Raw genomic sequence first — 26,139 nt, 5'->3', positions numbered from 1 at the left:
AGAGGATACAATGAGAGACATATTAAGAAATAGGCTGAATGAGAAGGAAGATGAGCTTTTTAAAGAATATACGTTATCCCTCGATGTAGATAGATGGATATTCGATGCAGATATTTATGTAGATCTTGCTCATGTGATAATGCTTGGAGAACGTGGCATTATAGATAAAGAAGAGAGAGATAAGATAATAAAAGCTCTTTTAGAGGTAAAAAATGAAGATATTGAGATAGAAAACTACGAAGATGTTCATGTTGCCATTGAAAGCAAGATTATTGAGAAATTGGGCAGTATCGGGGGAAAAATACACACCGCCAAATCAAGGAACGATGAGGTAGCCACTTGTTTAAGATTTAAATCGAGAGAAGAGACGATAAATATTATGAAATTAATAATAGACCTCCTCAATACCATACTAAAATTTTCAAAGGATAATTTAGATGTTATCATGCCAGGCTATACTCATATGCAACATGCACAACCGATACTCCTGTCTCATCATTATTTAGCTCATTATGACGTTTTCAAAAGAGATCTTGACAGGTTAAAAGATTTTTATAAAAGGTTAAATCTTTCACCGTTAGGATCAGCCGCTTTTGCAGGTACAGGCTTTAAAATAGATAGAGAAAGAACGGCATACCTGCTGGGATTCGATGATATAGTAGAGCACTCAATGGACGCTGTAAGCACAAGAGATTTTATTTTAGAGATGATCTTTGATGTTACATTGATAATGATCGACGTAAGCAGATTGGCAGAAGAACTCATCCTTTGGTCTACATCGGAATTTAATTTCATAGAAATAAACGATTCTTTTGCATCTACAAGTTCCATTATGCCTCAAAAGAAAAATCCAGATTCTCTTGAACTCATGCGAGCAAAATCTGGGAGTTTGATAGGATACTTGACGGCTACTTTATCTATATGCAAAGCTATTCCGTTTTCCTATAATTTAGATAATCAAGAGGTCTCAGTACATCTATTACAATCCATTAATATTGTAAAGATCACTTTGAAGATTTTAAGCAGAATAATAGATACGTTGAAGATAAATAAGGGTGTTATGTTGGAAGAATCTGACAAAGGTTTCACGACTGCAACAGAGTTGGCAGATATCATTACCATTAAAACAAAGATCCCATTCAGAGTTGCACATTCGATCGTAGGAGAGTTTACCAAGAATTATAATGGTCATAAAAATTTTTATGACATAAAAAAGGTAACAGACGGATTGAATGATATTTCTTTGAAAAAGATAGGAAAAAAATTGAGTGATCTTGGATTGAAGAGTATTGACGTAGAAAATGCTTTAAATTCTACTAAGAATATAGAGAGACGAACGAGTATCGGAGGAACATCTCATTTTGAAGTTAAAAGGATGATAGAAGAGAGAGAGAGTATTTTAAAAAAGGATGAGTCTGAAATAAATGATCTGGCTCAGAAAATAAAAGGAAGAATAAATGAACTTTTAAGTATATGTAAGGATGTTTGATATGATCGATATAGAAGAGGGAGATTTAATAAAGATAAAAAAAGATGGTGTAGAGTATAAAGGAACTGTAATGCCTTCTATAGACGATACAATAGTCTTAAAACTTGAGAATGGTTATAATATAGGAATTAACATCGATGAAAAGACGTTTATAGAGATTATAAAGAGTAAAAAAGAGATTGATTCTTCTATACTTGATAATAAAAATCAGGATCTTACCGCTAAAGAAAAGGGTTTACCCAACGTTTCAGTGATTTTTACAGGTGGAACAATAGCAAGCCGAATAGATTATAAAACAGGTGCCGTTACGAGCCAATTTAAAGCGGACGAGATTATAAAGATAATACCAGAACTTTCTGATATTGCTACTATCGATACAGATCAGCTGTTCAACATATTGAGCGAGAACATCTCTCCAAAAAATTGGGTTGATATAGCAAGAGCTGTCTATGATAAGATAAAAAAAGGATCTTATGGTGTGGTTATTGCGCATGGAACGGACACGATGAATTATACCGCATCTGCATTATCTTTTATGCTTAGAACACCAATCCCTGTTGTTTTAGTTGGTAGCCAACGAAGTTCGGATAGACCAAGCAGCGATAGTTATGTAAACATGATTTGTGCCACAAAAACGGCAACATCAGATATAGCAGAGGTTTCTGTTGTGATGCACGGTACAATTTCGGACGATTTTTGTTTGATACATAAAGGAACGAATGTAAGGAAGATGCATACCTCTAGAAGGGATGCGTTTAGATCAATTAACTCTGTACCAATTGGAAAGATAAACTACCCTGATTTAGAGATAAATCTGTTTTCGGATAGGTATAAAAAGAGAGATGAAGAAGATTTAAGATTATACGATAAAATAGAAGAGAAGTGTGCTCTCATAAAATTTTATCCTGGCTGTGATCCAGGCATCATCGATTTTTTTGTAGAAGAAGGATACAAAGGAGTGGTGATTGAAGGCACTGGTCTAGGGCATGTCTCTTCAGCATGGATACCACATCTAAAGCAGGATATTCCCATAGTAATAACATCCCAGTGTTTAAACGGACGGGTCTCTAATAGAGTGTATGATACAGGTAGAATGATGATAAAGGCAGGAGTTATAGATTGTGAGGATATTCTTCCTGAAACAGCTTTAACAAAGCTCATGTGGGTTTTAGGACAGACAAAAGACTTAGAAGAGGTTAAAAGATTAATGAGAACAAATATGAGAGGAGAGATATCTAAATCAACAGGTTATATATTTTAATTTTATATAGAAATATTTTTATATAAATAAATCATAACAATATAAAGGTGTTTAAAATGGAAGAAAATAAATATTTAGAACGACCTTGGTTAAAGGAGCATGAATTATTAGGAGCACCAGAGACTCTAGAGCCTTATCCAGATATGAGATATACAGAGTATCATCTAGATAGACCAGCAAGAAGATATCCCAATCAGTTAGCATTGGTTCAATTCGATTACGAGATGAAATATAAAGAGTTGAAAGACCACGTTGATAGGCTTGCCACGGCATTAGCAGATTTAGGTATTAAAAAAGGAGACGTAGTAGCTACTGTTCTTCCTACTTCTATCCAAGGGGTATTAGCAGACCTTGCTATCCCTGAAATAGGCGGTATATGTACTTTACAGAGTGTTATCGATTCTGTAGATGGTCTTGTCGATAAATGGACGAGAGCTGGAGTAAAGACGGTGATATGCTGTCATACAAATGTAAAAGATAGGGACGTGTTGGATAAGGTCAAAGAAGCAAGCGGGAAGGTAGGGGTAGAGAACATAATCGTGACGAAGACTGAAGATTATTCTATGAGCCCGCCTATACACGAGGAAGAGGAGGGTATAATCTGGCTTACCGACCTGATCAAGAAGTATCCTCCCAACCCGCCCAAAGTCGATATCGATCCTAAAAACGATGCGGCTGTACTCTTCTTTACTGGTGGTACTACAGGGATACCAAAGGGTGTTATGTTGTCACATAAGGGATTAGTAGCACAATCGGAGGCGGTTATGAATACAGCCTTTCCAAGGTCCCTTGTAAAATTGATGGAGGGGTTAGGTAGAGCAATCATACCCCTTCCGTTGTTTCATGTATACGGACATGGTGAGACCCTTCTATGTCTGAGCATTGGGCTTACAGCCCTACAAGTAACCGATCCGAGAGATACAAAAGAGTTTGTCAGGCTGGTAAAGAAGTACCATCCTGTATTATGTATTGGAGCACCGACTCAATTCTGGAAACTCTTAAAAGAGGAGGAGGCAAAGGACTTTGGAATGATCTATATCTCTGGTTCGGCAGCACTCGCTCCAGAGATACATAAATCTGTAGAAGAGAAAACAGGAAGTATAATGGGTGAAGGATACGGTTTATCAGAGTTTGCCCCTGTAACACATGTTCCATCCGTCGTATCGATGTTGGTACCGATACTCGGCAGTAGAGAGAACGTAGGAAAGGTATTGCATATAGGTAACAGATTACTAGATCTTCCCGGAATGGATAGCATATTAAAGACAGTGAAATCTTTGATCGGATCAGATAATTTTGGAAGACTTGCAAACATCTTAATATCTTTTGGAACGAAGAATATAGTTACAACGGAGGAGGGTAGAAAGAAAGAGTTAGTAGGATCGATAGGGATACCTTGTGTTGATTTGAAGGTAAAGATAATAGATGAAGATACAGGAGAGGTGATACCGATATCTCGGGTAGTAAAAGAAGGATTGAGAGGAGAGATGTGTCTTGATGCGCCTTGGAAGATGTTAGGATACTGGCCTGATGTGGGGTCTGGTATGGATGGAGAGGGATATGTGCATAGCGGGGACGTGGTGAAGATAGACGAGTGGGGTCATTTCTATGTCGTGGATAGAACGAAGGATATGGTGAACGTATCTGGATACAAGGTATACACGAGAGAGATGGATGATTTACTATACGAGTACCCTGGAGTAGATGAGGTTGCAGTGGTAGGAATACCCGATCCGGAAAGACCTGGCAGTGAACGCGTAAAAGCTTTTATCGTTCTGAAACCCGAATACAGAGGTAAAATCAAGGAAGATGATATAGTACAGTATCTGAAAGAGAGAGTACCACCTTACGCCGTCCCAAAATCTGTAGAGTTCAGAGATGAGGAATTGCCAAGGACTATAACGGAGAAGATATTCAAGAGAAAACTGAGAGATGAAGAGATAAAAAAGATGAAGAAGCAGGGTTTGTTGAAGTAATATTACAAATCGAAGATTTGTGGTTCACGAATTAACATTCGTGATATTTTTGATTTTTATATTTTTTAACTTTTTATTTATTATTTTTTATTTATTATTTTATTAAGCATTCATAAGATGCCTCAGAACTCATAGGGTTCATCATTTTTTTAAATCAGGTTTTTAATTCATCATCGGCTATCTTGTAATATCTCATTTCTTATACGTTTCGCAGCCTCTATTGGGTTTTTTGCTGTATAAATACTCCTGCCCACTATTAAATAATCAGCCCCGGCAGAGAGTGCCTCACGTATCGATCCTCCTTGAGCACCAACACCCGGACAGATCATCCTCAGATTTTTTACATATCTTCTGATTATTTTTAATCTTTCAGGATCGTTTGCAGGAGCAACCACACCTGTTACTTTATATTTTACTGCCATTTTACAAAGATTTTTAGTATTCGGTCGGATAAACTCGTCTGCGCCCGGATTGCTCATATCTACTACAACGTATATCTCTCCATCGTATTCTTTTGCAGTCTCTATACAAGCTTTTAAAGAGTAAGATCCTGTAAACCCATGTGATATAACGGCTTTGGCACCATTCTCAAAAGCTATTCTACATATCATCTCGTTAGTATAAGGAATATCGGCAACTTTTAAGTCTGCGATCACTGGAGAGTATCTTGAAAGATCGCCTATTATACCGATACCTGCAGATAAGATCAGGGGATAGCCTACTTTTACATAATCTATAAACTCGCTTATATCTTTTAACAGATTTAATGATCTATACTTATCTGTAAGATCCATTGCAAATATTAAACCGCTCATTGAAATCTATCGATCAATGCGCCGTATATCAATGGGAGCGCTATAGTTGCATCTGAATAAACTACTGCTGATTTTCCACTATATTTTATCTTTCCCCATGAGACTGCCTCTTCAAGGGTTGCTCCTGACAACCCGCCTGTTTCAGGTCTATCCATCGTTATCTGTATAGCATAATCGAACCCGCTATCCGGTTTTAATAGCATCATCTGAAGTATAAAATTTTTAGGCACGCCACCACCAACGATCAAGACTCCGTTTTTATCAGATTCGAAGCATATATTGGTTAAATCATTCAAATCATCGAATGCTCCCACTTTAAATTTGTGCGTCTGTCCATACATCCATACTTGTAATCCAAAGATCGAATCGGCCAATGCTGGGCAGAATATGGGAACATCCTTCTCGTAAGCCTTACCTATAATCGAATTTTTATCTTTAAGTCGAGCACCAATCTCTTTGATAAGATTGCTTATTGAAATATTCTCTTTTTCTCCGATATCGTCTAAAATCTTCCATAAATCCTCTTCAAAATTTATAAACGCATCATTAGTGATAAACACGTCATAGATTCTACTTATCCCCTCCTCTAACAGATCGGAATCTGATAAATGTTTATACTCTTTATTATTGGAGTTATTCATATAATGATGATAACCGAATGCTTCTATAAGATCGTGCGTCAAATTTGCTCCAGTGGTTACAAGAACATCTATCCATCCTCTATCCATCATATCAACTATAATCTGTCTCATTCCAGCAGGAACCATCGCGCCTGCCAAACCAAAAAATTTTTTTGCATCCTTTTCGATCATCTCTGCATATATATCTACGGCACTTGCCAATCTTCTAGAATTGAATGCAGTATTTTTAAAATAACTTAAAAATTCTCCCAGGTTCATATTTTTCTTTAATCTTATCTGATCAATCTCTTTCATTTTATACCCTATCTTATCTTCTTTTAAATTTCTATGTTATCTGTATTAATAGATATATCCCCAAGACTGCCATAATATTGCGGATAATATAGATATGAATACCAAAATTCCTAAAAAGTTAACTACCGTATGTGACATCCTTCCTGCCCATTCTTTATTTTTTGTTATCTTGCTAAAGGTTTTAAATAGAGCTTCTCGTAAAATGTACCCACCATCTAGAGGTGTAGCCGGTAAAGAGTTGAACAATCCTGCAACGAGGTTTATCCAGCCTATCCATAAGAGTATCTTTGCAATCCAGAAGAATCCGCTACCAAATATAGAGGCAAGTCCAACAGGTACATAGAACGTGGCAAGATTATTCAAGAATCCCATATATAGAAGAGGCAACCCATATAAAGCCAACCAGCCATCCAATGTCCCGAGCGTCTTAGGCAGGTTTTTTATAGAATTCAAACTCCCACCGATATCGTATACCAAAAGGCCGGGATAACCTTCTGCAAGCACTATATTGTACTCTCCCTTATCTGTCACGATTGTAATCGTATCTCCTGGTGCGGTACTATCCATATAAACAAAAAAATCGTTTATAGTCTTTATCTCCTGCCCATTTATACTTTTTATTATCTCTCCATTATCAATACCAGCATTAGCAGCAGGAAAACCCTCCATAGTATAAGATACTGCAACTCCTTCATTTATTGGAGCGATTGATCCTAACACAGGACCAAAAAATAATAAAAATGCGATTAATGCTATAAAAAAATTGCTTATCACGCCTGCCGACAAAATTCGGATTCGTTCCCCACTTTTAGCAACCTTTTTTGGTTTTACTTCTTTTTCCTCGTTTATTTCTTTATCAGATTTACCGAACAATTCATCTTCGTCTATCTCTGTAGCAGCACCGATTGGAATGATAACGGTAAGCAACGCGAGGGATTTTACTTTTATATCCTCTACCTTCGCAAGTATTGCATGGGCAAATTCATGGACCACTAGAGTGATGATCAATCCTATAATCCCCTCTACTAATGGGATATACGTATTTAATCCTGGGATTAAAAGGATGTTTCTTGGTGATGTGAGAGAATTCGGCGGTGGCGGAGGTTGGGTGAATGTTATCAGAATGACTCTCATGAAGAGGATAAACATAAATATCATTGCTATAAATACTATCGGGATTCCTATAGATGCAAAACCTCGCCAGAATCGCTTCGGTTGAGCAATTTTTCTTAAAAAGTTTTGGCCTTTGTACGTCTTAAACATCAATATTGGTCCGATAGCAACAATATTATGCCTTTCTAAAAACCCTTTGCGGTCTAATAAATAGATAACGATCCATCGGATTATAAATATAAACAATACAATCAGAATTATCTTTGAAGTGGTACTCATTAGTTATTCAAACCTTTTTTGCTGTATTATTTCAAGCCGAATATGAGGTCAGAGATTCGTAATCTCTACATATCCTATTTTACCAGTAGCGTCAATCTTCACAAGATCACCCGTCTTAATGAGATTTATATTATCGATCTCTATCATAGGGATCTCCGAAATTATCGCTCCTATGGCTACTATTACCTCTGCATTTTTATTGATGATTCCAAGAGGCGCAACACCATTCTTTTTCAGTTGCAATATTATGTACGATCCAACCGTGCTACCTTTGCCTTTAGGAAAAACCAAGATTTTATCCTTTATACAACATCCTCTTATATCAGAAAATTCATCGATCACAATCCCGGTCTTTGGATCCACACCTCCGAGAAAGGAGATATCTTTCTGTGAAACCAACGCCTCACCCTCACAGCTACCATGGGATATGACCCGTCCAGATCTTTTACATTTTTGACATTTTTTATCCATGCTAAATTCTTTCAGTATATATGCTTTTTTATTATATGAAATCTACGTTTAGGCTAACATTTATAGATGTTCCTTTAGCTGTTTTAGATAATATGCCATGGCAAAGGATATTTGATATAACTCTTACTCTCCTCAAACCTTTTTGTCTTTATCATTAGTTTTATCTTTTTTAATAAAATTAAGAATCCATCTTTCAAAGAACTTTTTTAAATATGCTTTATATTCTTTGTCTGATTTTAAAAGTATCGGGATTTGCTGAGCTGTCTATGCTGATAAAGTTCTATAATTTTTATCATCTTTAAATAAAAAAAATAAGTTGATGGATTTTTGCGTTTTAAACAATCTATCCGTACAACTCTACGATGAATAACTTAGTAGAACGCAAAACTTCAGCAAATTATCTATTCTATTCTTCTTTTGCTAATTCCATCCAATCCTCTTAAAACGCTCTCTAACCTCTCAAAAGGTATTCCTACTATCATCTCATCATCGTTTAGCTTAAGAGGTTGTCTGCTTCCCCTGTCAGCTAGACAGAATACGACTTCTCTTGTTAAAGAGCCACGATTGTAGAACAGATCGGTCCCATAAGACCTTTTGCACTGATTCCTGTCTCGTAAGCTTATGCCTCTATTATTCCCATACCTTCTTTGGCATTACATACTATTACATCTCTAAAAATTCAGGATCTTTTTCTTTTAAAACTCTCAAAATTGGTGGTAAATTTGCCATTTTAAATCATCTATAACTTTCTGAAATGATTGCTTAAAAACTTTTTCATTTATCTTTGATATAGAGTAGATTAAACAAATTTTATTAATTTGATCCTCATTGATCAGATGATCTAATGTAGATTAACCATAAATATTTAATGATAGATATAACAATTATAAAATGAGGAGAGAATTATGTTTGAAGAGCCAGTAATAAACATTTGTACAAAGGATGTGGTTACGTTAACCCCTGATACACCAATAACAAAGGCTATCAGTATTATGGAAAAGAACAATTTTCATAATTTAGTTATACTTGCAAATGATAATATTTACCTCATCTACCTGCGAGATCTGCTATTCGCATCGAATCCTGAGGTGCCTGTAGATGAGTATATGTTCAAGCCATACTGTATCCATAAAAATTCCACAATCATCGATGCAATATGTGCCATGATCGATAGCGGACAAAGAGCATTACCCGTCGTGGATGAGAACGAAAAACTTGTAGGGATAGTTACCGATTATGATATAATGAAGAAAGGCTCCGATTCTCCTATACTTAGAGATATTGAAGTTACTAAAGTAATGACAAGAGATCCGATATATATTAAGGAGACGGATAGTATTGGTAAAGCAAGAAGTATTATGAGAGAGAACAATATAGATAGATTACCCGTATTTGATAAAAAAGGTTGTTTAACTGGTATTGTTACAGATGGTGATATCTTAACCAGAATCTACAAGCCAAAAAAGAAAGCTACTATCGGTGAGGTAAAAGGAGAAAGGATACCACGAATGGCACATCCAGTCTCTACAATTATGAGTACTCCTGTAATTACAGCAAAGATAGACTCAAATCTTGCAGATGTGGCAGATTTAATGCAAAAATACAATATAAGGGGTGTGACAATCGTAAAAGACGATATGTTGAGAGGTATTATCACTGTTAAGGACATAATGAAGTATCTACGAGCGCTTAAAGAAGAAGCAATGATTGAAGTAGAGATACAAGGTGAGATTGATGAAGAATACCGATTTCTTGCAGAGAGGATCATTGAGACGGAAGTTAGGAAGATTGCTAGATTTGCGAGAAGATTACATTGGATCAAGATAGTGGTTAATAAAGAGAGGGATAAGGGTGGCATACCCTACTATAAGATCAGTACTTATGTAAAAACACCAGATAAGTTGTACGTTGGGCAGGGTGAGCCTGGAGTAGTTAAAAGAGTCGTAAAAGAGAGCGAAGATTCAAAGATAAAGATGTACAAAAAGAGGTGGGATCTTATAGATTCACTTAAGAGTTCTTTATTATCCGTTCAAAAACAAATGGAGAGAGATCAGGAGAAACAAATGCAAAAAGAACGGATATATTAACAAATTAGTCGTAAACCTTTTTAATATTGAGAAAAGAAGAAATAGAAAATGACTAAGATGAAACTTGGATTATGGCAGAAGTATCTTAGTCTATGGGTTCTTCTATGCATAGCTGTAGGAACTACTTTAGGTAGAATGTTTCCACAGATATCCGATATTCTGGCTGCAATAGAAATAGCACATGTCTCAATACCAATAGCGATATGCCTGTTTTTCATGATCTACCCGATAATGGTTCAGATAAGTTTTGGAGAGGTAAAAAATGCTCTGAGGTCTCCGAGACCCATAGCAGCAACCCTTGTGATGAACTGGGCTGTAAAACCATTCACAATGGCATTTTTTTCATGGCTGTTCATAAACGTGATATTCTTGAGATTTATGTCTGCAACAAGCACCGAGACCCTGCAGGGGGTAATACCGCTAACGCAACAGTATAATGCAGGTCTTATATTATTAGGGGTGGCACCATGTACGGCAATGGTGCTGGTCTGGAGCTATCTGGCTAAAGGAAACATGGGCCACACCTTTGTCATGACAGCGATAAATACCATAATGATGGTTATATTGTATGCCCCACTTGCAACCCTGCTTCTTGGAATATCTGGCATAATCATACCATGGGAGACTATTGCTCTGACAGTTATTGTTTACATATGTGCTCCGCTGGCTGCAGGCTGGTTTACAAGGTGGTACGCTCTGAAAGCAAAAGGAAGGGTATGGTTTGAAGAGCGTCTGGTACCTTCACTGAGCAGAACCTCAATAATAGCTCTGCTGATAACTCTTGTCGTACTCTTTGCTTACCAAGGCAATGCTATAATAGAGCTGCCAGCCATCATAGGAATGCTCGCTGTTCCAATATTCATAAACATTGTAGTCATATTCTCTATAGCTTACATTCTATCAAAAGCTATAGGGCTTGGCTATGAAGATGCAGCTCCAACCGCCATAATAGCGGGCAGTAACCACTTTGAAGTTGCAATAGCAACAGCAACAACGCTCTTTGGTCTTAATTCTGGGGCGTCTCTATCTACTGTAGTTGGAGTGTTAACTGAAGTACCCATAATGCTATTTCTTGTGTGGCTATGCAAAAAAACAAAGAGCTTTTTCAGATAGGTTCTTTCTGGATGCGTCTAAAGAATTAACCGCTAAAGAGTGTGCTATTTGTAAAAATCAGCATCAACAACTTCGTCTACCGCGTTAGTATATATAGTTTCAAATCCATTTGACACTTTCTAAAAATCTATCGATCGAACGAAATTATTGATAAAATAGGCAAACGTTTTTTAATAACTTATTCATAAATACATGAAAAAGTGATACCATGACCGATAAAGATAACAAGACTGAAACATCATCATCTATAGATCCAGAACTTTTAATAACACAGATGCGGAGAATAAAAGAGCATCCCTGCTATGATGAGAAAGCATGCCATCTGTATGGGAGAATGCATCTTCCAGTCGCTCCAAAGTGTAACATGCAATGTAACTACTGCATAAGAGATTTTGATTGTGTAAACGAGAGCCGCCCTGGTGTTTGTAGTAAATTGATAACACCAAAAATGGCGGTAGAATACGTTAGAGACGCTATAAAAAAGTTTCCATATATAAAGGTTATCGGAATTGCAGGACCAGGCGAGCCATTGTACAATAATGAAACTTTTGAGACTCTTAAATTAATAAAAGAGAATTTTCCACATTTGCTTAAATGTTTAAGTAGCAATGGATTGTTGCTTCCTGAAAAAGTAGATTTATTAAATGAGTTAGATGTTGGAAACATTACAGTTACTATCAATGCCGTCGATCCAAAGATCGGAGCTAAGATATACTCTTTTATAAATTATCATGATGAGATTTTTACAGGAGAAGAGGGGGCTAAAATACTGCTTGATAATCAATTGGAAGGGATTAAAAAAGCAATCGAACTTAAGATGATCATTAAAGTAAATACCGTATATATACCTGGAATAAACGACGACCATATCATAGATATAGCAAAGAAAGCAAGAGAGCTGGGTGTGTATCTTCAGAACATAATCCCTCTGATTCCACAGTATAAGTTTGCAAATTTAAGATCCCCAACAGTTAAAGAAATAAGGAAAAAACAAGCCGAATTAGATGGTATTATCAAACAAATGAAGCATTGCAGACAATGTAGAGCGGATGCAATCGGTAAATTGGGGTGTGATGTGCAGGAACAGGTTTATGAGTAATATTCATCTATAATTTTCCGATGATATTGTTGGCGATAACCATTCTTTGAACTTCGCTGGTACCTTCGTAAATCTCCGTGATCTTTGCATCTCTATAAACCCGTTCTACATCGTACTCCGCCATATATCCGTAACCACCATGCATCTGCATCGCTTCATCAGCTACTTCTACCGCTACACGGGATGCAAAACGTTTTGCCATAGCGGTAAACACCGGATCTGGTTTATCATAATCGGCTTTCCATGCTGCCCGATACACAAGCAATTTAGCGGCATCTATCTTTGCTGCCATATCGGCTACTCTGAATTGTAATGCCTGGAACGATCCTATCGGAACTCCAAACTGTTTTCTCTCTCTTATGTATGATAAAGTCTTATCAAAAGCACATTCAGCAATTCCAAGTGCTTGAGCAGCTATTTCAATCCTACTCTCGTTGAAAAAGTTCATTGCCTGATAGAAACCTTTGTTTTTTTCTCCAAGAAGATTCTCTTCTGGTACTTCTACATCGCTGAACGCTATTTCGCAGGTACTGGAAGAACGAATACCAAATTTCAATCCTACGTCTGTAATAGATACACCATTCCTATTTTGGAGATCGTCTATTATAATCATGCTTTGGCCTCTGTGTTTTGCTCCCTCTTGTGTTTGAGCCAGAGTTGTGCCAAAATATGCAAGTTCTCCGTTAGTAATAAACGTTTTAGTCCCATTAATAACCAAATTTCCATTTTTTAAAACAGCGGTAGTGTCTGATGTTGCAATATCACTACCATGATTTGGTTCGGTGAACATCCCTGAAGATATCCATTCTCCACTGGTTACTTTTGGTAGATACTTATTTTTTTGTTCTTCATTACCATATAACAGAATAAGCTCGCTAGCAAATTTAGGTAAGAATGTTGCAGTGCCTAATGTAGAATCTACCCTGCAAAGCGTCTCCACGATTAAAGCATTTTCAAACCAGCCTAAACCTTGCCCGCCATATTCCTCTGGAAAGTGTACGCATATAAATCCGTTATCTGCTGCCTTTTTAAATAATTCTACCGGTTTTTTATGTTGTTGATCACATTCTCTTGCATAATCGATATCGAATTCTTTTTCTGCAAACTCCCGTACTGCATTAACTATATCTTGTTGTTCTTCTGTTAATTTAAACTCCATTTTTATGACACCTTTACTATTAGTTAATCGATGTATTTAGTTTATTTAAAGTTTATGAAACTTCTTAATTCACTTTTTTTATTCATTAATAAATATTAGGCAAATTATAAAAATCTATTTTTAAGCATCTTTATAAACCCGTTTTATAGATATTGATTTAAGTTAAACATCGATTAATTATATAATTTATACATTGTGTTATGTTTTTATAGAGAAAAGTAAAGTTTAATATAAGATTCTATTATAAATATCAAACAAATACCGACAGAAGTTTTAAATATCGATTCTTCTTTATGTTGTGTTTAGAAGATACGATTATTTTTATAAGATGGGCCGGTAGCTTAGCTAGGTAGAGCGACAGACTCTTAATCTGTAGGTCGAGGGTTCGAATCCCTCTCGGCCCGTATCTTTTTTACCTGTACAATGTTGAATATATTTTTTGAACCCTGAATGAAGGATATACCTACAATATTTAAATTATTCAACAATAAATTAATAAAACTAAAATTAATTATTATAATATATATTATAACTATAAAACCTTTTTATATATCCAAGAATATATAGATGATAAACTTTAAATATAAAATTTAAAAATAGTTTTGTTCTTAAAAAGGAGCGAATAGACACAAAGATGAGAAAGAAACCTCCAGATACCGTGGGTATGAATGATGTATCTAAAAAAGATATCTGTATCTATTGCAATATTATACGATGTAAAAGTAGCCACGGCTATAAAAGAGAACATAAGAAAATCATCTAAAATAATAAAAGAAGGCTTTTTTGCTCTGATTATTGCTATTTTAATAGAACTTTTTGCAGGTGTTTTTCTCGGCGGTATCAAAGATCTTTTTTTTACTCTTCCTGGACTGATGGTTATAATTCCTGCTACAAGAGCCTCATGTGGAAACATATTCTCCTCTATTGGATCTAGAATCTCTACAAGGATGCATACCGGTGAGATAAATCTGGTAGAATTCAAGAATATATATAAAGACCCGATAATTAAAAAAAATAGGATCGTTTCAATCATACAGACATTAAATATATCTTTTTTAATAGCATTGATTGGATATATCATCGGTAAAGTCTTCAAATTTAAAATGATGCCTTTTCAGGATTTGATAATGATATCTATGACTACAGGAATCCTAGCAAATATTATATTAAGGCATTACACAGTATTCATAGCATCTAAGAGTTTTGAAAGAGGATGGGATCCTGATAACATCAGTACTCCTTTAATCGCGGCATTCGGTGATCTCGTTACGATACCGATACTTTTTTTTGCATCAATCTTCTGCTCTTTCATAAAAGGATACAATACAGCATACGTAATCTTACTACTTGTTTTTATATCAGCCAGTGTCTTATCGTTAATATATGGATTAACCAAGAAAAATTTGGCAGATACTATTATTCAGTCGCTCCCTGTATTGATGATCTGTATCATTATCACAATAGTGAGTGGTATCGTCTTGGAATACAATATTAATATGATAACAGTAGTTTATCTTGTTATACTGATAGCAGTACCATCTTTTTCTACATGGGGTGGCAATTTAGGAGGAGTTTTTGCATCAAGGATGATATCATCACTTTATACAGGAATGACTATAAAATTTAGATTTTTACCAAGTTTTGATGCAGTTAAAGGATTTTTTCCGTATATCTTTTTATCTATATGTATATCTCTTGTATTGTCTATAATATTGCATATCATCTCTTTTATTTTTGGTATATCCAGTCCAGGATTCTCTAATCTCTTTTATATCTGTGTTATAACGGGAATGATCATAAGTTTAATCTCGCTCTTGATCTCGTATCTGCTAATCTATTTATCTTGGCAATTTGGATTAGATCCCGATAACATAGTCATCCCGCTCATTGCAAGTATAATGGATGTTATTGGAACGACCTGTCTGATTATATCATCGAACATAATATATTTAATAGGATAAAAATAGGTACTTTACTATTAAGATGCCGGGGGCGGGATTCGAGCCCGCGACCTTCAGATTGCCCAGGCGTCTTTTTAATCATTTATCAGATTCACCCTATGAGTCTGACGCCCTAACCAGCTAGGCCACCCCGGCATTAAAACATCGTCTATTATTAATACTTTATCTTTGTAACAAGGTAAATAACAAAGATCTTCTGTTTATATATAATCTTTTTGTTTATTGCTATGGGAAGTTTTGATATAAAAACCTCGCCATTTAAAGCCATTAGTTTACACACTCCGTACTTCGACATTATTCTTAAGTATATCTTGATAATATATTTTAATAATAAATTAGATGATAAAATATAACAGAATAGATTGAGAATGGAGAGATTTACTTATGAAAAGAGGATTAAATAATCTGATATCTATAGAAAGAGCAATAGAAATAATAAAGGATAATATTAATCCGATCGATAGGAATAATAGAGTAACTATCGAAAAGGTTACTGGTAGGGTGTTGGCTACAGATATAGTAGCAAATTTTGACCATCCTCGATATAACAGATCTGAAATGGACGGATATGCATTAAAATCGGAAGAAACAACGGATAAAAGAAGGTTTAAGATTGTGGGAACTATCTTTGCAGAAGATACTATGAATATAGTTATAGAACCTGGTTGTTGTGTAAAAGTGGCAACAGGTGCGAGGATTTCATATGGAACCGATGCTGTAGTAAAATTTGAAGATACTAGAAGAATAGGTGATGAGATAGAGATTTTTGAGCCTGTTAAACCCTTTCTTAATGTCTCAAAAAAAGGATCCGATTTTAAGAGAGGCGAGATTGTTTTAAAGAGTAAAGAGGTATTAAGTCCTAACAAGATAGGTGTTATTGCTGCATTAGGTCTGAAAGAGATAAATGTCTTTGATAAACCACGAATCGGGATAATATCCACAGGCAACGAGATAAAACCGATAGGGTCCATATTGAACAAAGGAGATAGATATGACGTCAATACATATACGTTAAGTTCTCTCATATCATGTAATGGTGGGATAGCCCGATCGTATGGAATTGCTAAAGATAGGTTTGATGATGTAAAAAATCTTATAAAAAAGGCTCTAAAAGAAGATATGATAATCTTATCTGCAGGATCTTCTGTAGGAAGTAGAGATATTTTAACCGAGGTTATAGAAGATTTGGGTGAGATAAAATTTCATGGTGTCTCGATGAAACCAGGAAAACCAGTATTTTTCGGTATCGTTGATAATAAACCCATATTTGGGTTGGCAGGCAATCCAACATCTTGTTTTATCAATGCATATATTCTCTTATTACCAGCACTTAGGATTATGGCACGATTGCCTGAAAAAAAATTTATAAAGGTGAGAGCAAAAATGTCTGAAAAGGTTATATTAAAAGATGAACGGACGATGATCTATCCTGTAAAGTTGCATAATGGGGATGCTATACCAATATTCAAAGGATCGAGCATGATAACAAGCATATCTAATTCGGATGGATTTATCTATATACCAGGCGATTTAAAAATAGTTGAGAAAGGATCGGAGGTATTTGTATATCTATGGCAATAATCGGTTTTATTGGAAGATCAAACTCAGAAAAGACCAGTATGATTGTATCTATTGCACATAGATTAATGGAAAAAGGTTTCAAGGTGGCTACTATAAAACATATTGCAGGGGCTGAAGTCAAAACGATGGATAATGCAGGCGTTAGTGTTATTGTCGGTTCATCAGATAAAGAGACTATCATCATTCTTAAACGATCTCTAAATTTTATAGATACCGTTAATCTAGTAGAACATATGTCTTCTCCTAATGTCATCCTTGTAGAGGGGTTTAATGATGAAGATAACCTCAAGATAGCATTGGATAATATTAACGCTAAGAATATAGTATTGGAAGGGGATAATAAAGAAGAAATTTTGAATTATATTATACAAGAGATCGAGATAGAACGAATATACAAAAAATTACCCAGATTAAATTGTTTGAAATGTGGATTAGACTGTAAAAAGATGGCCGAATGTATCTATAAAGGGGACGCATCATTAAACGAGTGTATCTATCTCTCAGATATAAAAGATATAAAAATAATAATGAATGATGAAGAGATACCTATGGGTAAACTCGTTAGAGAATTGACTAAAAATACACTTATAGGTCTACTATCATCATTAAATAATATCGAAAAACTTGAATTGGTATATAAGAATAGTTGATCAGGAGTTTATTATCTTATAGATGTCCTGTAATCTATCACAAATTGATAACGATAGTATTATATCAAGAAATAAAGATGTTGAATATAAAAAATTATATTATTAAAACTTGAAAAATTTCGATTTTTTGTTTAATGCAAAAGATAGAGTGATTTAACAATGACGATGTTAACAATTGTTTATGACGACCGTACAAACTACTATGGAGGAAACATTAAAGCCGATAGGGGATTGTCTTATTTTATAAATGGAGAGAATTTACTATTTGATGCGGGAAGAGATGGAAGAATCTTGTTAGATAATATGGAAGCGTTAGGAGTAGATATAAAAAGCATTAAAAAGATTGTAATATCTCATGATCATGAAGAACATATAGGTGGTCTCTTCGATATACTTGAACTTAATTCTGACATAGATGTTTATGGATTAAGCTCTTTTTCACCCGATATCCTTAAAAAGATTAAAAAAATGGCAAATCTAATCATAGTAGAAGAGCCTACATATATAAGCGAGAAAATATTTTCTACAGGCCCGCTTGGTAAATCGATAAAGGAACAATCTTTGGCAATAAAAACGGGCGAAGGATTTCTAGTTTTAACTGGTTGTGCCCATTCAAGTATTGCTCAGATATTTAAAATTGTGTCTAAAAAAGGGAATATATTTGGTATCATTGGCGGAGTTCATTCTTTGGACGAGACGGATATATTCATGTTAAAAAATCTTCCTTTTTTAGCATTCATGCACTGTACACCTATTGAAAAGATCGAAAAAATTTTATCAAACATTAAAAAAATAGGTGTAGGTAACGTTATTTTTCTATGAGATTCCGCTATCAGATCAATTAACTATTGTTATAACGCCCGAATATCCTGTATATGGATAAGATCCCTTTATCTGTATCATATATTCTCCACTGTAAGGTACGATATATTGATAAGGCTGTCCGTTATAGACAGATGTCCACCTCGGATAAATATCACTCTGTGGGGACATCCTGTCGAGTATCCTTATCTTTGCGCTATCCCCATAAGTTTTTGGTTGATCTAATTCAATAGTAACAGCCGCTCCTTTTCTCAGATATTCAAGAGAGTAAAAATCTATCTTATTTGGGCTAACCTCACCTTGAATGTATATTATCTTTGGATATACACTTTTTTCTCCGATCTTGTCTATCTCTACTGCATTCACAGATTGCAGAATGAGAAGCATTGATGGGATCATCAAAAGGCATCCTATGCATTTTAAGAGATTTTTTCTCATTTGTATTCCTCTTTTTATAATATATGTATGATAAATAATAATCTATTTAAATATATGTCTAACGATTAAACAAAAGAGATTTATCGATGCATCTTTTTGTTTTATAGTTTGGCTATAATACTTAGACAAAATTTAAATAATAGTAATAATTTTCATATGGGTAGGGAGAAGGAAATGGTTATAGAGGTTCTAAGGGAGATTAAAGATAAAGAGGATGATTGTATTAAACAGGTTAGAGATGCCGAAGAGGAGGCAAAAAAGCGGATAAGTGATGCGGAAAAAGATGCGGATCTTTTTTATGATAAAATTGTTTCTGATGCGGAAAAAGAGGCGGATGCTGAGATAGAAAAAGCAAGAAGCAGTGCAGAAAAGGATGCTGAAAAGATAATATCCCAAAGCAAGAGGGATATTGCACGACTTAAAGAGATATCAAGACCAAAAATCGATGATGCAGTAGATTATGCTATAGATTTCTTGTTTAGGTGATTCAATGTCAAGAACAGTTAAAATGAAAGAGATTCATCTGATATCGACAGATGAATACAAAGATCGGATTATTAAAGAGTTGCATCGGCAAGGTGCCATCCAAATAAATGATGCAAGTAGAAGATTGGATGACGAAGAATGGAGTTCTATCTTAAAACATCATGATGTAGATCCTGATATCGGTGAGATTAATAATAAGATTGGATTGCTAAATAAGATATTGGAAAGTTTCAAATCGGTTAAACCTAAACAAGAGGATGGCTTTTTTAAAAAATTATTCAATCCATCACCACCAGAATTGGTGAAAACATCCGATTTATATGGAGCTACCCTCTTAACTGAGACGGATAAAATAATAAAACAAGTTAAAATTGAGATAGATGACCCTTTAGATAAGATAAATGAGATCAATAAGAGGTTAGATGATATAAACAAGTTTGCCCAAGAGATAAATAGAATTGCTTTCTTTGATATCGATCTTGGACTACTATCCGATCGGAGATATACTTCTTCCCTTATAGGTATTGTCAAAACAGAATTTATCGATAAGTTGATCGACGAGATCGGGCAGATAACAGATAAAATATTTTTCTACAGAGAAGATATTCCAGATTCCAAAGAGGCCGTAATTGTAGTTGTATCTCTAAAAGAAGATTTTGATGCGGTGTTGAATACATTAAGACGCAGTAAGTTTGAAAGGATACATACAGAGTTTAATGGAGAGAGCGTGGAAGGAAGACCGCGGGATATATTAAATAATCTTGAAAAAGAGAAAGAAGGGCTGAACAATAAAAAACGTGAATATCAGAATATAATTATTGGTGCATCAGATAAATATCGAAAGGATTTAGAGGCGTATCTGGAACTTTTATCTCTGGAGAAAGATAGACGGGATGTTAAATCTAACTTTTTAAAAACCGATAAAACATTTTTGTTAGAGGGATGGATTCCAGAATCAAGCGTTAGCCAACTCGATTATTTAACCAATATCACTAATGGACGAGTGTATTTTAGCCTTTCAGATCCAGATCCGTCTGAGGATGTACCGGTTAAATTAAATAACAGATGGATATTTAAGAATTATGAACTTATAACAAGATTATTCTCTATTCCACGATACGGATCTTACGATCCGACACCTATTCTTGCAATAGGGTTCATGATATTCTTCTCTCTGATGCTCACGGATGCTATGTATGGCTTCATAAACCTGATACTTGGTCTTTTACTTTTAAGAGGCGGAGGAAAATATAACACAGTCTATAGAGATTTCGGGGTTATATTTACTAGCACTGGGATTGTATCCATGATAATAGGCGCTATCACAGGAGGATGGTTTGGAGATCTATTCGTAGAGTACTTTGGCTGGACAGGATTGAATTCAATCGTGCTTTTTGAGACCATGGGTGAAGGAGGTATATTACCACAACTCATAGGGCAACCAGGCATCATAATATTCCTGATACTTTCCATTCTTATCGGGGTTATTCATCTTGATATCGGCATCATAATAAGCATGATAGAGAATTTTAAAGAAAGAAAGATCAAAGATGCTTTCTTGGGAGATTTCTGGTTCATTTTAATCCAACCAGCGATCTTGTTACTATTGTTCAACTCATCTTATATCTTTATCGTTGCTTTATGTGTAGTTGCTTTGATTCTACTAGTATGGGGTCATAAAGGTATGTTCTTCTTCCAGATAACTGGTATGCTCGGTGATACTTTATCCTATGTCAGATTGATGGCGCTCGGTCTCTGTACATATGGTATGGCTTTAACTTTCAACGCATTGGCCAATTTGGCAGGAGGTCCGGGTATCGGGATAATTATTGCAGCTATTATAGCTATCTTGGGACATCTGCTTAATTGGGCATTACAAACGCTTGGTGGTTTTGTACATACTATGCGACTACATTATGTAGAATTTTTTGGTAAGTTTTTTAAAGGAGAAGGTAGCGAATTTATACCTTTTAAAGAAAGAAGAGAGAAAACTTTATTAATGGAGGAATAAAAAATGGTTGTAGAAGGAATTAGTGGTTTAGGGCTTGCCGCTATTGGGGCAGGATTAGCAATGGGTATCTCTGCAATCGGTTCCGGTCTTGGTGTAGGTATAGCGGGTGAGGCTGGAGCGGGTGTTCTTGCTGAAGACCCGAACAAATTTGGGCAGGTATTGATATATCAAGCCTTGCCACAGACGCAAGGAATATACGGATTTCTTACAGGTGTATTGATAATGATCGGTATAGGACTGCTCGGTGGCACGATAGGGGAAGTACCTATAGAAGTGGGTATGGTAGCATTGGGTGCAGGCCTTTGTTCCGGTTTAGGTGGTATAACTGCTATTGGACAAGGAATAACTGCAGGTGCTGCTGCAGGAATGGCTGCTAAAAAGCCTGAAACTTTTGGTTCTGGAATGGTTTTAACAGTTATGTCAGAGACTTTTGCGGTATTCTCTTTGCTTGTTGCAATACTATTGTTAGTAGGTATAGGATTGATGTAGATTAAGAATACTTCATTCTTATATCTTCAAATTTTTTTTAGGAGGTATGATTTACATTGTCAACAGGTGCCGAGCTTATTATCAAGGATATAGAGACAAGAACAAAAGAAGAGATCGGAAAGATTATGGAGGATGCCGAAAAAAAGATCGCAGAAATTAGAAGAAAAAAAGAAGAAGATGCTGAAAAAGAGAAAAATAAGATCTTAGATCGAGGTAAAAACTTAGCAGAGCGGGAAAAACAGAGAATTTTAGCGGATGCGCGAATAAAAGCAAAAAAAGAGTTTTTAGAGGAGAAAGAGCGCATTATACAAGAAGTTATAGATAAAGCAATCGATAAACTAAGAGAGATTGTGAAATCGAAAGAGTATGAAAAAAAGCTATTAGATCTTATTAAATCCTCTGTAGATATTATAGATGAAAAAAAGGTGGATATCTTGGTAAACAAGAGAGATAAAGAGACCTTAGAGAAGCATGCAGATAGATTAAATAAGATTCTTGGTAATATAAATTATATTATAGGCAAACCAATAGATTGTATCGGTGGAGTGATTGTTAGATCTGAAAATGTCGAGGTGGATAACACCTTGGAGACGAGATTGGAAAGGTCTATGGAGAGACTTAGAGCAGATATTGCTAAGATGTTGTTTGAATAAAAAAGGTAGATATTATGGCATTATCTGGATTTTTAGGTGTTGTCGATAGTGAGGCTCTATCGATCTTTGTGATAATCTTGGGTATTGCAGGGCTTTTATTTCTTTATGCATCTATAAAGAAGTTGAAAAATATAGTACCGTATATATACCCTAATGCAAGGATAAGAGCCAAAGAGGCTAGATTCATTCAAAAAGATCTTTTTGATGAGATGATTGCTGTATCATCTCTATCTGAAGTCTTTTCTATATTGGAGAATACCGATTATGCGGAATATTTGCAGAATATTCCATCAAACAATCCTGAAGATTTCGAGATCTCGATCGATAGCTATCTATCAAATCTTTATCATGAGATCGAAGGTTTTATACCTAAAAAAGATCTGAATCTTATGAAGATATTGATGACAAGATGGGATGCAAGAAACCTAAAATATGTTTTAAGAGATATATATCTCAAAGAGGTCAGAAAAAAGGGTATGAATCTGGAAGATCTCACAAAAAACATAATTAAAAGCCCGTTATATGATAAAATCGTAAGTAGTGTGGACTTGCAAACGATTGATGAGTTTCTGGTGAGCTTAGATGGAACATACTTTGATCTAAAGGATTATCTTCCACAATACAGAGAGACAAAAAATCTGGCTTATTTGGAGAATGCGCTATACAAAGTTGTCTACGAAAGAATTTTGAATGCTCTTCCGTCTAACGAATTTGAGGTTAAGAAATATTTTACTACTATGTTAGAAGCAGAGAACATTAAATTGCTCTTAAGAGCTAAAAAAGATAGAATAAGTTATGAAGAGATTAAACCTTTTTTGATAGACGGATTACTTGAAAATATCGGCAAAAATTTTGATGAACTTGATATAGATGGCATAATCAACGAATTAGATAATACAGAGTTTTATAAACCACTAGAAGAGGTTTTACCTCTATACAACAGCACAAAAAGTTTATCGGTCTTTGATGATGCGTTAAAAAAATTGATTTTAAGTATTGGTAAATCTATCTCAGTTAGTCATCCTTTTGGTATGGGACCGATAATTGGGTTTTTAGCTGTAAAGACCGCAGAGGCAGAAAATATTAAAAAGATATTGACTGCAAAATATTTTGGCCTGCCACCAGAAAGTATAAGATCGTTAATTATTACAACAAGCTGAGAGATGATATAAAAATGGTTGAAAAGATAGCAATAATAGGCGATGATATTACAAACACTGGTTTTAAATTAGGCGGGATTGGTTATACCTTCGGTGAGGAAAACCTGCAAGAGAGATTATACGAGTTAGAAAAAGATAATTTTGGAATTATTTTTATCACTGAAAGAATAGAAGAGAGGAATAGAACAATTGTAGAAGATTTTAAAAGATCAAAGAGAGGGGTCTTACCTCTTATTATAGAGATTCCTGATTATATGGGACCGATAGAAAGGGAAGATAGGATATCTATGCTTATTAAAAGAGCTATTGGTGTTGATATTATTAAAAATGAGGGATAAAACATGGTATTAAAAGGAAAAATTATAAAAGTTGCAGGCCCGCTTGTTGTTGCAGAAGGGATGAAAGGTTCTGCAATGTACGAGGTTGTGAGGGTTGGCGAAGATAAGCTTTTAGGAGAAAATATTGGTTTAAATGGAGATCAAGCATCAATCCAAGTATATGAGGATACTTCTGGTATAAAACCGGGTGAAAACGTTTTTGGGACGGGATCGCCTTTAAGCGTCTTGTTAGGTCCTGGTTTGCTAACGAATATATATGATGGTGTACAGAGACCACTTCCAGAGATTTTCAATATTGCAGGTGAGTTTATAAAGAGAGGGCTTGATGTTCCGGCTTTAGATAAGAATAAAAAATGGGATTTTGTTCCATCTGTAAAAAAAGGAGAGAAGGTTAAAGCAGGAGATATAATCGGTACAGTAGATGAGACAAAAGTTGTAAAACATAGAATTTTAATACCTCCAAACGTTAATGGTTTATTAAAAGAGATTAATGGGGGTAAATTTACTATAAATGAGCCTATAGGTATTGTAGAACAAGACAAAAAAGATGTAGAGATTTATCTTGCACATAGTTGGCCTGTGAGGATGGCAAGACCATATATTACTAAAATTGAGCCGAACGAGCCGATGTTTACCGGTCAAAGGGTATTAGATACATTCTTTCCTGTTACAAAAGGAGGTACAGCAGCGATTCCGGGTGGATTTGGCACAGGTAAGACGGTCACACAACATCAACTTGCCCGTTGGAGTGATGCAGATATAATTGTCTATATCGGTTGTGGTGAGAGGGGTAACGAAATGACTGAGGTATTAAGAGATTTTCCTAAACTTATCGATCCTAAAAGTGGAGAACCTCTAATGCAGAGGACGGTTCTTATAGCAAACACTTCTAATATGCCTGTGGCGGCAAGGGAAGCATCGGTATATACAGGGATTACTATAGCCGAATACTATCGAGATATGGGATACAATGTAGCTCTTATGGCAGACTCTACCAGTAGGTGGGCAGAGGCATTACGAGAAATTTCAGGTAGGATGGAAGAGATGCCTGGAGAAGAGGGATATCCTGCATATTTAGCAAGTAGGATAGCGGGTTTCTATGAGAGAGCTGGAAGAGTTACCACTCTTTGTGGAAAAGAGGGTACAATATCTGTGATAGGGGCAGTCTCCCCACCAGGTGGGGATTTTTCCGAACCTGTAACACAGAACACTTTGAGGATTACCAAGGTTTTCTGGGCGTTAGACTCCTCGTTGGCTGATAGGAGGCACTTCCCTGCAATTAACTGGCTTAGAAGTTATTCGCTTTATTCTGAAAATCTTTCTAAATGGTTCAATAATAATATTGCAGAAGATTTTACGGATAATAGAAAAAATGCTATGAAACTGTTGCAACAAGAGTCAGAATTACAAGAGATAGTTCAACTTGTCGGTCCAGATGCTCTTCCTGAGAGAGAACGGGTTGTGTTAGAGACTGCAAGGATAATCCGAGAGGATTTTCTACAACAGAATGCGTATCATGATATCGATACCTATTGTGATATAAAAAAGCAGTATCGCATGTTAAAGATAATATTAAAGTTTCATAAATATGCATTGGATGCGGTGAATAGAGGAATAAAAATAAGAAAAATTACAGAAATGCCTATTTTGGATGAGATTGCAAGGATGAAGTATATTCCATTGGAAGAATTTGATAAAAGAGCAGATGAGATTGTGAATGAGATTGATTTAGTATCCAAGGAGATAGAATAAG

23 protein-coding genes and 2 tRNA genes are annotated in these 26,139 nt (G+C 35.4%); 18 read left to right on the top strand and 7 right to left on the bottom strand.

Annotated features, from left to right (window positions below; translation table 11 throughout):
* Positions 1-10: 10 nt before the first annotated feature.
* From argH to LPC15_RS05685, 3 genes are read left to right on the top strand one after another with little or no spacing between them, the layout of a single operon-like run.
* Positions 11-1,489: an argininosuccinate lyase gene (gene argH / locus LPC15_RS05695; RefSeq protein WP_229234406.1), complete on the top strand. Its 1,479-nt coding sequence runs from the start codon at positions 11-13 to the stop codon at positions 1,487-1,489.
* 1 nt (position 1,490) lies between these two features.
* Positions 1,491-2,750 (top strand): Glu-tRNA(Gln) amidotransferase subunit GatD, encoded by a 1,260-nt coding sequence (gatD, locus tag LPC15_RS05690; RefSeq protein WP_229234405.1) that lies wholly within the window; start codon positions 1,491-1,493, stop codon positions 2,748-2,750.
* Positions 2,751-2,806: 56 nt separating this feature from the next.
* Complete coding sequence (locus LPC15_RS05685) at positions 2,807-4,726, top strand: AMP-binding protein (protein WP_229234404.1); 1,920 nt, start codon at positions 2,807-2,809, stop codon at positions 4,724-4,726.
* A gap of 170 nt (positions 4,727-4,896) precedes the next feature.
* Here the strand turns inward: LPC15_RS05685 and pyrF are convergent, their stop codons facing one another.
* Genes pyrF through LPC15_RS05665 form a run of 4 tightly spaced genes read right to left on the bottom strand, consistent with a single transcriptional unit; the run spans position 4,897 to position 8,339 of the window.
* Positions 4,897-5,541, bottom strand: coding sequence for an orotidine-5'-phosphate decarboxylase (gene pyrF, locus LPC15_RS05680; protein WP_267496933.1), 645 nt, complete (start codon positions 5,539-5,541; stop codon positions 4,897-4,899).
* Complete coding sequence (locus LPC15_RS05675; protein ID WP_229234402.1) at positions 5,538-6,476, bottom strand: deoxyhypusine synthase; 939 nt, start codon at positions 6,474-6,476, stop codon at positions 5,538-5,540. The genes pyrF and LPC15_RS05675 overlap by 4 nt, the downstream gene beginning before the upstream one ends.
* 45 nt (positions 6,477-6,521) lie before the next feature.
* A complete protein-coding gene (locus tag LPC15_RS05670) occupies positions 6,522-7,868 on the bottom strand; it encodes a site-2 protease family protein (protein WP_229234401.1) in 1,347 nt (448 codons plus the stop codon).
* Between the two features lie 48 nt (positions 7,869-7,916).
* On the bottom strand, positions 7,917-8,339 hold the full coding sequence (locus LPC15_RS05665; protein ID WP_229234400.1) for a DUF126 domain-containing protein: 423 nt from the start codon (positions 8,337-8,339) through the stop codon (positions 7,917-7,919).
* Positions 8,340-9,244: 905 nt separating this feature from the next.
* On the opposite strand from LPC15_RS05665, the gene LPC15_RS05660 reads away from it, so the two are divergent.
* The 3 genes from LPC15_RS05660 to LPC15_RS05650 all read left to right on the top strand — a co-directional run bounded on the left by LPC15_RS05660 (position 9,245) and on the right by LPC15_RS05650 (position 12,638).
* Positions 9,245-10,426: a CBS domain-containing protein gene (locus LPC15_RS05660; RefSeq protein ID WP_229234399.1), complete on the top strand. Its 1,182-nt coding sequence runs from the start codon at positions 9,245-9,247 to the stop codon at positions 10,424-10,426.
* A gap of 48 nt (positions 10,427-10,474) precedes the next feature.
* Complete coding sequence (arsB, locus tag LPC15_RS05655; protein ID WP_229234398.1) at positions 10,475-11,539, top strand: ACR3 family arsenite efflux transporter; 1,065 nt, start codon at positions 10,475-10,477, stop codon at positions 11,537-11,539.
* Positions 11,540-11,747: 208 nt separating this feature from the next.
* Entirely contained in the window at positions 11,748-12,638 is an 891-nt protein-coding gene (locus tag LPC15_RS05650; protein ID WP_229234397.1) for a radical SAM protein, read from the top strand.
* A gap of 7 nt (positions 12,639-12,645) precedes the next feature.
* On the opposite strand, the gene LPC15_RS05645 is transcribed toward LPC15_RS05650, so the two are convergent.
* Complete coding sequence (locus LPC15_RS05645) at positions 12,646-13,797, bottom strand: acyl-CoA dehydrogenase family protein (RefSeq protein ID WP_229234396.1); 1,152 nt, start codon at positions 13,795-13,797, stop codon at positions 12,646-12,648.
* Between the two features lie 330 nt (positions 13,798-14,127).
* Here LPC15_RS05645 and LPC15_RS05640 point away from each other — a divergent pair.
* Both LPC15_RS05640 and LPC15_RS05635 read left to right on the top strand, forming a co-directional pair.
* A tRNA-Lys gene (locus tag LPC15_RS05640) sits at positions 14,128-14,201 on the top strand.
* A gap of 264 nt (positions 14,202-14,465) precedes the next feature.
* Positions 14,466-15,758: a magnesium transporter gene (locus LPC15_RS05635; protein ID WP_229234395.1), complete on the top strand. Its 1,293-nt coding sequence runs from the start codon at positions 14,466-14,468 to the stop codon at positions 15,756-15,758.
* 23 nt (positions 15,759-15,781) lie between these two features.
* Here the strand turns inward: LPC15_RS05635 and LPC15_RS05630 are convergent.
* Positions 15,782-15,893 (bottom strand) — tRNA-Met (locus tag LPC15_RS05630).
* Between the two features lie 249 nt (positions 15,894-16,142).
* Here LPC15_RS05630 and LPC15_RS05625 point away from each other — a divergent pair.
* From LPC15_RS05625 to LPC15_RS05615, 3 genes are all read left to right on the top strand, one after another.
* Positions 16,143-17,339 carry a molybdopterin molybdotransferase MoeA gene (locus LPC15_RS05625; protein WP_229234394.1) on the top strand — a complete coding sequence of 399 codons (1,197 nt, stop codon included), beginning with the start codon at positions 16,143-16,145 and terminating at the stop codon, positions 17,337-17,339.
* Entirely contained in the window at positions 17,330-17,989 is a 660-nt protein-coding gene (locus LPC15_RS05620; RefSeq protein ID WP_229234393.1) for a molybdopterin-guanine dinucleotide biosynthesis protein MobB, read from the top strand. Before LPC15_RS05625 ends, LPC15_RS05620 begins: the two co-directional genes overlap by 10 nt.
* A gap of 159 nt (positions 17,990-18,148) precedes the next feature.
* A complete protein-coding gene (locus tag LPC15_RS05615; RefSeq protein ID WP_229234392.1) occupies positions 18,149-18,811 on the top strand; it encodes an MBL fold metallo-hydrolase in 663 nt (220 codons plus the stop codon).
* A gap of 15 nt (positions 18,812-18,826) precedes the next feature.
* Here LPC15_RS05615 and LPC15_RS05610 read toward each other — a convergent pair whose 3' ends face one another.
* On the bottom strand, positions 18,827-19,249 hold the full coding sequence (locus LPC15_RS05610) for a hypothetical protein (RefSeq protein WP_229234391.1): 423 nt from the start codon (positions 19,247-19,249) through the stop codon (positions 18,827-18,829).
* Positions 19,250-19,405: 156 nt separating this feature from the next.
* Between LPC15_RS05610 and LPC15_RS05605 the strand changes: the two genes are divergently transcribed.
* The 7 genes from LPC15_RS05605 to LPC15_RS05575 are packed head-to-tail and all read left to right on the top strand — an operon-like array spanning position 19,406 to position 26,138.
* On the top strand, positions 19,406-19,735 hold the full coding sequence (locus tag LPC15_RS05605) for a hypothetical protein (RefSeq protein WP_229234390.1): 330 nt from the start codon (positions 19,406-19,408) through the stop codon (positions 19,733-19,735).
* 4 nt (positions 19,736-19,739) lie between these two features.
* Positions 19,740-21,746, top strand: coding sequence for a V-type ATP synthase subunit I (locus tag LPC15_RS05600; protein ID WP_229234389.1), 2,007 nt, complete (start codon positions 19,740-19,742; stop codon positions 21,744-21,746).
* Positions 21,747-21,749: 3 nt separating this feature from the next.
* Positions 21,750-22,235, top strand: a complete 486-nt coding sequence (locus LPC15_RS05595) for a hypothetical protein (RefSeq protein WP_229234388.1) — start codon at positions 21,750-21,752, stop codon at positions 22,233-22,235.
* Positions 22,236-22,291: 56 nt separating this feature from the next.
* On the top strand, positions 22,292-22,888 hold the full coding sequence (locus LPC15_RS05590) for a V-type ATP synthase subunit E family protein (RefSeq protein WP_229234387.1): 597 nt from the start codon (positions 22,292-22,294) through the stop codon (positions 22,886-22,888).
* 14 nt (positions 22,889-22,902) lie between these two features.
* Positions 22,903-24,048 (top strand): V-type ATPase subunit, encoded by a 1,146-nt coding sequence (locus LPC15_RS05585; protein WP_229234386.1) that lies wholly within the window; start codon positions 22,903-22,905, stop codon positions 24,046-24,048.
* Positions 24,049-24,062: 14 nt separating this feature from the next.
* Positions 24,063-24,386 (top strand): V-type ATP synthase subunit F, encoded by a 324-nt coding sequence (locus tag LPC15_RS05580; protein ID WP_229234385.1) that lies wholly within the window; start codon positions 24,063-24,065, stop codon positions 24,384-24,386.
* Between the two features lie 3 nt (positions 24,387-24,389).
* Positions 24,390-26,138, top strand: a complete 1,749-nt coding sequence (locus tag LPC15_RS05575; RefSeq protein WP_229234384.1) for an ATP synthase subunit A — start codon at positions 24,390-24,392, stop codon at positions 26,136-26,138.
* Position 26,139 lies beyond the last annotated feature (1 nt).

It is taken from the genome of Candidatus Methanoliparum sp. LAM-1 (genome assembly GCF_020885915.1).
GTDB lineage: Archaea > Halobacteriota > Methanoliparia > Methanoliparales > Methanoliparaceae > Methanoliparum > Methanoliparum thermophilum.
The sequence above is the reverse complement of the archived record's forward strand: the minus strand, read 5'-3'. Positions and strand labels throughout refer to the sequence as shown.